Origin of the sequence: Amycolatopsis sp. NPDC004169, assembly GCF_040610315.1 — a bacterium.
Classification (GTDB): domain Bacteria; phylum Actinomycetota; class Actinomycetes; order Mycobacteriales; family Pseudonocardiaceae; genus Amycolatopsis.
The window spans coordinates 258,010-268,948 of record NZ_JBEXMD010000007.1 but is presented as its reverse complement, the minus strand read 5'-3'; the positions used below and the strand labels follow the sequence as shown (position 1 = coordinate 268,948).

Genomic DNA, 10,939 nt, shown 5'->3' with positions numbered 1-10,939 from the left:
GGTATGTCCGCGGTGTGGTCCACAGCCGGGTAACTATGCCTCGACGCGCAAGGCGGTCTACCGTTCTGACATGGAAATACCGCGGATGCTGGACGGGCGGCTGAAGTTCCGCCATCTCCTGCTCGTCGAGGCGCTCTCCGGCCAGGGGAGCGTGGTCGGCGCCGCGGCCGCGCTCCACGTCACCCAGCCCGTGGTCACCCGCAGCCTCCAGGACCTGGAACGCATCCTCGGCGTCACCCTCTACGAACGCGGCCCGCGGGGGATCCGGCCCACCGAGTTCGGTGCCGCTTTCACCGAGTACGCGCGCTCGGCGCTGGCCCAGATGACCCAGGCGAGCCGGCACCTCCAGGAGATAGCCGACGCCACCCGCGGCCACGTGGTCATCGGCACCCATCTCGCGGGCTCCAACCTCCTGCTGCCGCGGGCCATCGCCCACGTCAAGCAAGGCCGCCCCGCCCTGAGGATCGTGGTGCGCGAAGCGACACCGGGGGCGCTGCTCGAAGACCTCGTCGCCGGCAAGATCGACTTCGTCGTCGGTCGCCTGGCGACGGTCCCTCCGGAGGGGACGACCCAGCAGACGCTGCACGCCGAGACGATCCGCGTGGTGGCGCGCAGCGGCCACCCGCTCGCGGAACGCACCGAGATCCCGCTCGGCGAGCTGATCGCCTACCCGTGGGTCCTGCCGGGGGTGGAGACGGCGCTGCGCGCGGAACTCGAGGAATTCTTCCACCGCAACGACGTCTCCCTGCCCCCCGACCGCGTCGAGACGACCGCGTTCCTCACCATCCGCCAGCTGCTCGTGGAGACCGACACGGTGGCCACGCTGCCGGAACTCATCGTCGCGAGCGACCCGCGGCTCACCGCACTGCCGATCCCGCTCGACCTCGTCGGCGCACGCGTCGGGATCACCCTCGCGGCCGGCCGCCGGCTGAGCCCGGCCTCGGAGGCCATGATCCAGTCGCTCGTCGCCGTCGCGGATTCCGTGCAACCACGGCCGGCTCGATCCGGCTGAGTCCGGCCGCGCGCCGCCGTCCCCGCGGTGTCAGCCCGCGAGGTCGAGGGCGATGTCGGTGATCATGTCCTCCTGGCCGCCGACCATGCCGCGCCGGCCGACCTCGACGAGGATCGCCCGGGTGTCCAAGCCGTAGCGCACCGCCGCCGCTTCCGCGTGCCGCAAGAAGCTGGAGTACACGCCCGCGTAGCCCAGGCTCAGCGTCTCGCGGTCGACCCGGACCTCGCGGTCCTGCAGCGGCCGCACCAGGTCGTCGGCCGCGTCCATCAGCGGGAACAGCTCGCAGCCGTGGTCCCAGCCCATCAGGTCGGCCACGGCGATGAACGCTTCGAGGGGGCAGTTCCCCGCTCCGGCGCCCTGCCCGGCCAGGGAGGCGTCGACCCGGACCACGCCGTTCTCGACCGCGACGACGCTGTTGGCGACGCCGAGGGCGAGGTTGTGGTGGGCGTGGATGCCGATCTGCGTCCCCGGTTCGAGGAGATCGCGGTAGGCGCGGACGCGGTCGCGGACGCCGTCCATGGTGAGCCGGCCACCGGAATCGGTGACGTACACGCATCCGGCGCCGTAGGACTCCATCAGCTTGGCCTGCTTCGCCAGCTCGGCGGGCTCGGCCAGGTGAGACATCATGAGGAACCCGGCCACGTCCATGCCCAGGTCACGGGCCGCGCCGATGTGCTGGGCGGAGATGTCGGCCTCGGTGCAGTGCGTGGCGACCCGGACCGAGCGGACGCCGAGCCGGTGGGCCTGGCGCAGATCGCCCACGGTGCCGATGCCGGGCAGCAGCAGCGTGGTGGGAATGGCGTGGCGGGCGACGTCGCAGACCGCTTCGATCCATTCCCAGTCGGTGTGCGCGCCGACACCGTAGTTGATGCTGGAGCCGGACAGGCCGTCGCCGTGGGCGATCTCGATGGCGGCGACGCCCGCGGCGTCGAGGGCGGCGGCGATCGTGCGGGCCTGCTCGACGGTGTAGCGGTGGCGGATGGCGTGCATGCCGTCCCGCAGGGTCACGTCCTGGATGTACAGGTCGGTCATCGGAGTGCCTCCTGGGCGGCCATGCGTTCGGCGGTCCGCAGCGCGGCCGAGGTCATGATGTCGAGGTTCCCGGCGTAGGCGGGCAGGTAGTGGGCGGCCCCCTCGACCTCGAGGAAGACCGACACCTTGACCGCCTCGCCGTCGGGGACCAGCCGGTGCAGCGGGTCGTCGGCGGGCACGGTGGCGAACTGGACCTTCTGCTTGAGCCGGTAGCCCGGCACGTAGGCCTGGACCCGCCCGACCATCTCTTCGATGGACGCCGTGACGGCCTCCGTGTCCACGGTGTCCATTTCGGACACCAGGCAGTGCACGGTGTCGCGCATGATCAGCGGGGGCTCGGCCGGGTTGAGCACGATGATGGCCTTGCCGCGGGCGGCCCCGCCGACCTGCTCGATCGCGGCCGCGGTGGTTTCGGTGAACTCGTCGATGTTGGCCCGGGTGCCGGGGCCCGCCGAGCGCGAGGAGATGGACGCGATGATCTCGCCGTAGTGGACCGGGGTCACCGCGGCGACCGCGGCCACGATCGGGATGGTGGCCTGGCCACCGCAGGTGACCATGTTGACGTTGGGCGCGTCGAGGTGCTCGCCGAGGTTGACCGGCGGGACGACGTAGGGCCCGAGCGCGGCCGGGGTGAGGTCGATGACGGTGCGGCCGAGGCCGCGCAGGACCTCGTCGTGGCGGCGGTGGGCGCCCGCGGAGGTGGCGTCGAAGACGTACCGGACGTCGGCGAACTCGTCGAGCCGGACGAGGCCGTCGACGCCCTCGTGCGTCGTGGCGACCTTGAGGCGGCGAGCGCGGGCGAGCCCGTCGGAAGCGGGGTCGATCCCGGCCATGGCCGCGATCTCCAGCCGGTCCGACAGCCGGAGGACCTTGATCATCAGGTCGGTGCCGATGTTGCCCGAGCCGATGACGGCGACTTTCACGCTCATGGGGCTTCTCCTTCGAAGCTGATGGTGACCTCGCCGAGGCCGGAGATCCGGGCGGTGAAGACGTCGCCGGGGGCGGCGGGGACCATTGGCCCGAGCGCTCCGGTGAGGACGATGTCGCCGGCACGCAGGGGCTCGCCGCGCCTCGCCAGCGTGGTGGCGAGCCAGGCGGCGGCGTTGAGGGGGTCGCCGAGGCAGTCGCGGCCGGTGCCCTCCGAAACGAGTTCGGCCTGGCGATGGAGTTGCATCTCGACGTCGGCGGGCTCGACGTCGGCCTCGCGGGTGTCGCCGAGGACGAACAGGCCGGAGGAGGCGTTGTCGGCGACCGTGTCCACGATGGTGATGTCCCAGCCCGCGATCCGGCTGTCGACGATCTCCAGCGCGGGCGCGAGGAACGCGGTGGCCGCGCGGACGTCGGCGACCGAGCAGTCCGGACCGGGCAGGTCGGCGCCGAGGATCAGGGCGATTTCCGCTTCCACCTTGGGCTGCAGGAGCCGGCCGGCCGGGACGGTTGCGCCGTGGGGGAGGGCCATATCGCTGAAAAGCGCGCCGAAGTCGGGCTGGTCGACGCCCAGCTGGCGCTGCACGGCCGGGGAGGTGAGGCCGATCTTGCGCCCGACCAGGCGGTGCCCGGCCGCGAGCACGCGCTCGGTGGTGAGCCGCTGGACGGCGTAGGCGGCGTCGAGGTCGCCGTCGGCGAACAGATCGCGGATCGGCGGACAGGGCGTGCCAGTGGCGGCCGCGGCCGCGAGGACTTCCGCGGCCTTGGGGACGGCCTCGTTCATCGGGGACCTCCGGAGCAGGGATCGTGACCCGCCAGGTATAGGCCGTGGTCCGACGGTGTGCCAAAGTTTGTCCCGTGACACGGAACAGCGAGAACGGCAACATGCTCGACAAGGCGGCCGCCGTCCTGGACGTCTACCGGCCGCACGGTGGCTCGTTCCGCCTGACGGAACTCGCGGCCAGGGCAGGGCTGACCAAGACGACGGCGTTCCGCCTGGCAGGCGACCTGGTCCGCCTCGGCTTCCTGGAGCGGGCAGGGGATCGCTACCGGCTGGGCGGCACGCTGTTCGAGCTGGGTTCGCTCGTGCCCCGCCGTCAGGACCTGCGCGAGGCCGCCTTGCCGTTCCTGCAGGACCTGTTCGAGAGCACCCGCCAGACCGTCCACTTCGGAATCCGCGACGACCGCGAAGTCGTGTACCTGGAACGCATCCACGGCCACGACGCGGTCCCGCTGCCGTCCCGCATCGGCGGCCGGCTCCCGCTCACCTGCACGGCGATCGGCAAGGCGCTGCTGGCGTTCTCCGAGCCGGCACTGGCGGAGGCGATCCTCGCGGATCCGTTGCCGCAGCTGACATCGTCGTCGATCACCGACCCGGTCCGGTTGCGCACGGCCCTGGAGCAGACGCAGGTGTCCGGCCTGGCGTACGAAGAGCAGGAGGCGGCGCTCGGCGTGAGCTGCATCGCGGCCCCGGTGTTCAGCGGCGCGGTCGCCGTAGCGGCGCTGTCGGTGGCGGTGCCGCGAGAGCAGTTCCGCCCGGCGCACCTCGCCCCGGCGGTCCGGACGGCCGCGTTGGGCTTGTCCCGGACACTGCGCCTGTCCGCCGAGCCGAACTGACTGCCGAGGCTTCCTCGGACAGCTGGGATGAATCAGAACGCCCGAAGGCGGTCGAACCGCGGGACGCTGAAATCTTCCGGTCCGCGGCGTTGCCGATCATGCCGGATCTGATGGCTGTTCGTACTGCGCCTCCGCGCGCAACTGGGCGATGAGGTCGCGGGTTTCCGAGGTGAGTGGATGGTCCGTGCCGAGGACCCGGATGATATCGGCGAGTAACCGTTCGAGCGCGTCGGCCGAACCGGCCGGATCCCCTTCCGCTGCTCGCCAACGGGCAAGCATGGTGCGGGTGACCAGGGTGTCGGGGTGGTCGGGGCCGAGGACCCTCAGCCGGTCGAAGAGCAGCAGCTCCAAGGCGTTGGCCGCACGCGTCGGATCTCCTCCTTGGCCCCAGTAGCAGGCGAGGTTGTGGCGGACGGTCAGGGTTTCGGGGTCGTCCGGACCCAGCACCCGAAGGTGATCGGCCAGCACCTTCTCGTAGGCGTCGACGGTGGCGGCCGTGTGCCCGGCGCGGCCCCGAAAACGGGCGAGGTTGTTCTGCACGCCCAGGGTGTGGGGATGGTCCGGGCCGAGGACGCGACAGGCGTCAGCGAGCAATTGTTCGAAGGCCTCGGCTGCGCCCGCCACGTCCCCGGCCGTGCCCTGCCGGTAGGCGAGGTTGTTGCGAACGGCCAGGGTGTGGGGATGGTTGGGGCCGAGAACGCGCAGGTGGTCGGTGAGCAGCTGTTCGAAGGCGTCGGCAGCGCCCGTTTCGTCTCCTGCCTCCCCTTGTGAACGGGCGAGGTAATTGCGGGCGCTCAGGGTATCGGGGTGGTCGGGTCCGAGGTTGTCGTGGGCCAGGACGTGGAGACGTCGGAAGTAGTCGTATGCCGCTTTGACTTGGCCTGCGTTGCCGAGACTGCCGCCGATCCGGAAGACGATTTCGTGAGCGTGGGGTTCCCAGAGGCCCGGACTGCCGTTTTCGAGGAGGGCGGTGGCGTTGGTGCGCAGGATCTGCCCGAGTTCCGCGTCGCGCTCGACGTCCGGCCAGATTTCGCTCAGGGCGTCAGCGACCGTACGCACGATCGTTGCGTGACGGTCGACCGTGAGGGCGTCTCGGGTGGTCCGTTGGACGAGGGTGTGGACGCGCACAGTGGGAATCGGAGGGTGGGCGGCTTGACTGATCAGGTTGAGCCGGCGCAGGCAGGCCAGCCCGTCTCGGGCGTGCTCGGCGGTGACCCGGCGGTCGACGTCGTTGCCGAGCAGGGTGGTGACGGCGGCGCTGGTGAGTGCGGCGGTGGGGATGCCATTGGGATCCAGGACGCTGGCGATTTCGAGCAGTGGTTTGGCCAGGCCGGCGGGCTGGAGGCGGTTGGCGTGGTCGATCGAGAGTGACCAGGTGGCGGCGATCGTGGCGTGCTGTCCGTCGGGGAGGCAGTCGGGTTCGGGGAAGAGCGCCGCCAGCTGGTTGCGGCGGTCGTGCCAACGGGACAGGTACTCGGTGCACGAGAGGTCGCGGTCGAGCATGTAGGTCGTGGCCTGGGCCAGAGCCAGTGGCAGGTAGCCGAGCGTCTCGGCCAGCGCCTCGATCGCACCGCTCCTCCGCTGATGCTCGGCGAGGGTGTCGTGCAGGTAAGCGTGAGCCTCGGCTGGAGTGAAGACCTCGAGGTTGATCAGCTGCCGGTGCGGGCCGCGGAGCGCGGCGTCAGCGCGGCGTGTGGTCACGAGAACCCGGCCGTGTGGATTGGCCGGGGGCCAGAGGCGTTCGAGGTCGCGAGGATGCTGCAGATCGTCGAGCACGATCAGCCACCGCACCTCTGCCGTTGCCAGCCACGTCAGGAACCGCTCGGCGCCCTGCTCCGCGTCAAGGTCGGCGAAACCCGTCAGTCCCGCAGCCAGCGCGGCGTACTCCGTCACCACCGCGTCCCGCGATGCGGTGGTGACCCAGACCAGCAGGTCGACCGCACCTGCCGCCCATGCTCGTTCGGCGTAGTCGAGGGCGAGCTGCGTTTTGCCCACACCGCCGAGCCCCGACATCAGCCCGGTTGTCGCTTGGGCGGACGAGGTCAGGACAGCGGTGCCGTTGTCGTCCAGGATCCGGTCGAGCTCGGCGGCGGCCGCCCGTGGCTGGAACGCGGTCGCCCGTCGCGGCAGCGACGGCGTCCGATGAGGCAGTTGCACCCGGGGACGAACGGCCGGTGCAAGGTGGAGATCACCGCGGACGGATCCGATCTGCACCAGCATTCCCGACACGTCACCGTCCACCGACGCCTCGTTCGACGCCTCCCCGGGACCGTCGTGACGCTCGCCCATCCCATGACTATTGCGCACCACGCCAGGCCGCCGACCCGACTTCCGGCGTTCGCTCCGGATTACAGGCCAGCGGTGTCGTGCGGGTCGACGAGGCCGTGGTGGTGGGCGAACCGCACGGTGTGCACGCGGTCCCGAAGCCCCAGCTTGGCCAGCACCCGCGAAACGTGGGTCTTGACCGTCTGCTCGCCGACGTAGAGCTGTTCGCCGATCTCGACGTTCGAAAAACCCCGGGCCATCAACAGGAACACCTCGTGTTCGCGGGCCGTGAGGCGCTCCAGGCCCGGTGCCTGCTTGCGTGCGGGCGGCGCCGGGGCGAGGGCGTCGGCCAGGCGAGGCGCCAGCCGGCTGGTGATGGAGGGATCCAGGTAGGTGTCACCGCGAGCCGCGACCCGGATCGCGGTCACGAGCTCCTCGGGGGGCAAGCTCTTGAGGACGAAGCCGTTCACTCCGGCCGACAGGGCCGAACGCAGGTAGTCGTCCGTGCCGAACGACGTGAGCAGGATGATCTTCACGCCCTGGTGTCCCTCGGACCTGATGCGCCGGGCCGTCGCGAGTCCGTCCAGTTTGGGCATGCGCACGTCCAGGACGGCGAGGTCCGGCGCCAGGGAGGTGATGGCCTCGACGGCGCTGTACCCGTCGCCGACGTCGGCGACGCACTCCATGTCCTGCTGTGCGTCGAGGACGGCACGGAAGCCGGACCGGAACATGACGTGGTCGTCGGCGATCACGATGCGCAGCGTCATCGGGCACCGGCCAGCGGAATCGTCACGCTCGACTCCCAGTAGTTCCCGTCGTCGGTGACGCCGAAGGACGCTGATCCGCCCAGTGCCTCAGCACGTTTGCGCATGCCGCGCAAGCCGAGACCGGACCCTTCCGGTGCGGACGTGCGGAATGCGGAGGCGACACGGTTGCGGGCCGTCAGACCGACACGGTCGTCGTTGCAGTCGAGTTCGACCCGGGCCGATCGCCCGTCGCCGTGCCGCAGCGCGTTCGTCAGCATTTCCTGTGCCACGCGGTAGACAGTGGTGTCGACGTCCTGGGGAAGCGTCGGCGGGGCCTGGTACACGACGAATGTCACCTGCAGCCCCGAAGCGCGCAGGCCGGTGAACAGGTCCGGCAACATCGCGACTCCGGGCTGATCGGCGGACTCACTTCCTTCGTGCAGCAAGGACAGCAGCCGCCGGAGGTCCACCATGGCCGCCTGACCGGACTGCTGGACCGCGCTGAGCGAGGTGTGCACCGGGTTGTCGCCGGGGATCGCCGTACCGGCGAGGTTCAGCCGGGCTGCCGCCGCGTGGACGCCGATCGCGCTGACGTGGTGGGAAATGACGTCGTGCAGGTCGACGGCGATCGTCTCGCGTTCCTTCGTCACCGCCGCGGCGACCTCGGCCTCCGCGTCCCGCACCTTCGCTTCCCGCTGCCGGCGCAGCTCGTCGACGTGTTCCTTGCGGGCGGTGGTGTAGCGGCCCACCAGCCACGGCAGCAGGGCGTTCGCCGCCACGACGCCGAGCAGCGTCGCCGGCGCGGTGAGCCCGGTGATCAGCACCGACGCCAGGATGCCGGCGCACACCGTGGTCAGGGCGGCCGCCGCGGAGCGGCCACGCAGCCACGCGCCGGCCCGGTAGGAGCTGACCAGCTGGCCCGCCGTGCTCGGGTTGCGGCCCGGCATCACGAACGCCAGCGCCACGATCACCGCCGCGTGCGCGACGGCGACCCAGCCCGACAGCTTCGGCGCGGTCGCGAGCGCGAGGTCGGCCGCGATGACCCCGGCCAGCAGGACGGCGTTCCACGTACCCGGTCCCGGGCCGCGGGTGAGGAAGCTCAGCCCGTCGATGGCGACGCACATGACCGCGACCAACCAGGCCTGGCGCGCCAGCGACTGCCGCGCGTCACGGGACGGCAAGCGAGCTGTCCACCGGCGGATCAGCGCGGCTCGCGCGAGGTTCACAGTGCTGGACATCCGGCCATTGTGTCGGAGCGGCTCCCGCCGGGCGTCACTCCGTGGAGGGACGGATGATCACTGCCCGGTATGACGCTTCGGCAGCCGCCCACCCCTACCTTTCCCGGCATGCGCTCTCCCCATCGCCGCCGCTCCCACGTCATCGCGGCCGTCGCCGCCGTGGCCCTCGTGCTGGCCGCCTTCATCGCGTGGCCGGACTCCCCGGTCCGCGTCCCCCGTGGCGCCGCACCGGACTCGCTGGCCGTGTCACCGTGCTCCTACGACACCGAGGCCGGCTCGCTCGCCGCCGACTGCGGGACGCTCGTGGTCGCGGAAAACCGCAACCACCCCGGCTCCCGGCTGATCGCGCTGCCCGTCGTCCGGATCCGGGCGACCGCGCAGCCGGCCGGGGAGCCCGTCTTCCGGTTCGGGGGCGGCCCCGGGCTGTCCAATATGGACTTCCCGCAGGCGAGCCGTCTCGCCGAGCACCATGACGTGGTGCTGGTGGGCTACCGCGGCGTCGACGGCTCGTCCCGGCTCGACTGCGCCGAAGTGACGAACGCCCTGCAGTCGGCGAAGGACATGACCGGGCCCGAGGCGCTGCCCCGCACGCGCCGCGCGTTCGACCGGTGCGCCGACCGGCTGCGGCGCACCGGCGTCGACCTGACCGGCTACTCGGTCGTCCAGCGGATCGAGGACATGGAGTCGGCGCGCAAAGCGCTCGGCTACCGGCGGATCGACCTGGTCAGCTCCAGCGCCGGCACCCGGACCGCGATGGTCTACGCGTGGCGCCACCCCGAAGCGCTGCTGCGCTCGGCGATGATCTCGGTCAACCCGCCAGGGCACCTGTTCTGGGACCCGCGCACCACCGACGCCCAGTTCGGGCAGTACGCCGACGTCTGCCGGGCGGACCGCGGCTGCGCCGCGAAGACGTCCGACCTCGCGGCCACCATCCGGTCCCGGGTCGCCGCCATGCCCGGCAGCTGGGGCCCGTTCGGCATCAAGAGCACCAACGTGCGGGTGCTGAGCCAGTACGCCATGCACATGAACGGACGGCACGAGGCGCCCGCCAACGCGCCGACCGTGATCGACGCCTACCTCGACGGCGGCCCCGCGGCGCTGTGGGCGATGTCGGTGCTGGCGGACGTCGCGCTGCCGACCTCGACGGTGTGGGGCGAGTTCGCGTCCTTCAGCATGATCGACGCACCCGCCACGCAGGCCTACTACGACCAGGGCGGCGATCCCGGGTCGATCCTGGGCAACTCCTCCACCGATTTCCTCTGGGGTGGTCCGGAGGGGTTCTCCCGGACGTGGCCGGACAGCCCGGACAACGCCGAGTACCGCACCGTGCGGCCCAGCGCGGTGGAGACCCTGCTCATCGGCGGTGAATTCGACTTCTCCACCCCGCCGGTCAACGCCACGAAGGAACTGCTGCCTTCACTGAGCCGCGGACACGAGGTGATCGTGCCCGGGATCGGGCACACCGGCGACTTCTGGGCCCAGCAACCCGACGCGGCCAAGCACCTGCTCAACACCTTCTACGACACCGGCCGCGTCGACAGCTCCCGGTTCGTGCGCACCCCGGCCGACCTCACCGCCGTGCCGCTGAGCATGGCGCTGATCGCCGGTCTCCTGGTCGGCGTCACGACCGGAGTGCTGCTGCTCGGCCTGCTGGCGCTGGTCGTGCTCGCCCGCCGCCGTCGCCGCCGCGGCGCGCCCGGCCGCCGGGCCGGCCGGTGGATCCGGCTGCTCGGTGCGGTGCCGCTCGGGCTCGCCGGCTGGTCCCTGGGTGTCCTGTTCGGCTGGACGTTCGCGCCGGAGTGGTTCATCACCAGCTTCGCCGTGGTGGTGCCCGGTACCGGACTGCTGGTCGGGCTGGGGGTGCACCTGGCCCGGCCGGCCGAGCCTTCCGCCGGCTCGCGCCGCGTCCCCGCGCTGATGCTGACCCTGCTCGGCAGCTGGGTGGGGGCACTGCTGGGCGCACTGGCCGGATCGGGCCTGCTGGTCCCGGCGACCGCCATCGCCGGTGCCGTCATCGGTGCGAACGCCGTCCTCGCGATCCGTGCCCGCCGGCACCGACCGGCGCTCAACTCGGGCTCAGCCGCGTCAGTCTCGGTGTGAGT

9 protein-coding genes are annotated in these 10,939 nt (G+C 71.4%); 3 read left to right on the top strand and 6 right to left on the bottom strand.

Annotation, left to right across the window (positions count from 1 at the left end):
• Positions 1–70: 70 nt before the first annotated feature.
• Positions 71–1,012: a LysR substrate-binding domain-containing protein gene (locus tag ABZX11_RS12445; RefSeq protein WP_354912586.1), complete on the top strand. Its 942-nt coding sequence runs from the start codon at positions 71–73 to the stop codon at positions 1,010–1,012.
• A gap of 30 nt (positions 1,013–1,042) precedes the next feature.
• Here the strand turns inward: ABZX11_RS12445 and dmpG are convergent, their stop codons facing one another.
• From dmpG to ABZX11_RS12430, 3 genes are read right to left on the bottom strand one after another with little or no spacing between them, the layout of a single operon-like run.
• Positions 1,043–2,044: a 4-hydroxy-2-oxovalerate aldolase gene (gene dmpG / locus ABZX11_RS12440; RefSeq protein ID WP_354912584.1), complete on the bottom strand. Its 1,002-nt coding sequence runs from the start codon at positions 2,042–2,044 to the stop codon at positions 1,043–1,045.
• A complete protein-coding gene (locus tag ABZX11_RS12435; RefSeq protein ID WP_354912582.1) occupies positions 2,041–2,973 on the bottom strand; it encodes an acetaldehyde dehydrogenase (acetylating) in 933 nt (310 codons plus the stop codon). The genes dmpG and ABZX11_RS12435 overlap by 4 nt, the downstream gene beginning before the upstream one ends.
• Complete coding sequence (locus tag ABZX11_RS12430; RefSeq protein WP_354912580.1) at positions 2,970–3,755, bottom strand: fumarylacetoacetate hydrolase family protein; 786 nt, start codon at positions 3,753–3,755, stop codon at positions 2,970–2,972. The genes ABZX11_RS12435 and ABZX11_RS12430 overlap by 4 nt, the downstream gene beginning before the upstream one ends.
• Before the next feature lie 74 nt (positions 3,756–3,829).
• On the opposite strand from ABZX11_RS12430, the gene ABZX11_RS12425 reads away from it, so the two are divergent.
• Positions 3,830–4,588, top strand: a complete 759-nt coding sequence (locus ABZX11_RS12425) for an IclR family transcriptional regulator (protein WP_354912578.1) — start codon at positions 3,830–3,832, stop codon at positions 4,586–4,588.
• Between the two features lie 96 nt (positions 4,589–4,684).
• Here the strand turns inward: ABZX11_RS12425 and ABZX11_RS12420 are convergent, their stop codons facing one another.
• Genes ABZX11_RS12420 through ABZX11_RS12410 form a run of 3 tightly spaced genes read right to left on the bottom strand, consistent with a single transcriptional unit; the run spans position 4,685 to position 8,837 of the window.
• Positions 4,685–6,877 carry a tetratricopeptide repeat protein gene (locus ABZX11_RS12420; protein ID WP_354912576.1) on the bottom strand — a complete coding sequence of 731 codons (2,193 nt, stop codon included), beginning with the start codon at positions 6,875–6,877 and terminating at the stop codon, positions 4,685–4,687.
• 59 nt (positions 6,878–6,936) lie between these two features.
• Positions 6,937–7,620, bottom strand: a complete 684-nt coding sequence (locus tag ABZX11_RS12415) for a response regulator transcription factor (RefSeq protein ID WP_176170629.1) — start codon at positions 7,618–7,620, stop codon at positions 6,937–6,939.
• Complete coding sequence (locus ABZX11_RS12410; RefSeq protein WP_354912574.1) at positions 7,617–8,837, bottom strand: histidine kinase; 1,221 nt, start codon at positions 8,835–8,837, stop codon at positions 7,617–7,619. The genes ABZX11_RS12415 and ABZX11_RS12410 overlap by 4 nt, the downstream gene beginning before the upstream one ends.
• 108 nt (positions 8,838–8,945) lie before the next feature.
• Here ABZX11_RS12410 and ABZX11_RS12405 point away from each other — a divergent pair, with 108 nt between their 5' ends.
• Complete coding sequence (locus ABZX11_RS12405; RefSeq protein WP_354912572.1) at positions 8,946–10,937, top strand: alpha/beta hydrolase; 1,992 nt, start codon at positions 8,946–8,948, stop codon at positions 10,935–10,937.
• Positions 10,938–10,939: the final 2 nt, after the last annotated feature.

What these genes read in the sequence shown, in the direction of transcription:
- ABZX11_RS12445 (WP_354912586.1), top strand. Translation starts at nt 71, where the DNA reads ATGGAAATACCGCGGATGCTGGACGGGCGGCTGAAGTTCCGCCATCTC.
- dmpG (WP_354912584.1), bottom strand. Translation starts at nt 2,044, where the DNA reads ATGACCGACCTGTACATCCAGGACGTGACCCTGCGGGACGGCATGCAC.
- ABZX11_RS12435 (WP_354912582.1), bottom strand. Translation starts at nt 2,973, where the DNA reads ATGAGCGTGAAAGTCGCCGTCATCGGCTCGGGCAACATCGGCACCGAC.
- ABZX11_RS12430 (WP_354912580.1), bottom strand. Translation starts at nt 3,755, where the DNA reads ATGAACGAGGCCGTCCCCAAGGCCGCGGAAGTCCTCGCGGCCGCGGCC.
- ABZX11_RS12420 (WP_354912576.1), bottom strand. Translation starts at nt 6,877, where the DNA reads ATGGGCGAGCGTCACGACGGTCCCGGGGAGGCGTCGAACGAGGCGTCG.
- ABZX11_RS12415 (WP_176170629.1), bottom strand. Translation starts at nt 7,620, where the DNA reads ATGACGCTGCGCATCGTGATCGCCGACGACCACGTCATGTTCCGGTCC.
- ABZX11_RS12410 (WP_354912574.1), bottom strand. Translation starts at nt 8,837, where the DNA reads ATGTCCAGCACTGTGAACCTCGCGCGAGCCGCGCTGATCCGCCGGTGG.
- ABZX11_RS12405 (WP_354912572.1), top strand. Translation starts at nt 8,946, where the DNA reads ATGCGCTCTCCCCATCGCCGCCGCTCCCACGTCATCGCGGCCGTCGCC.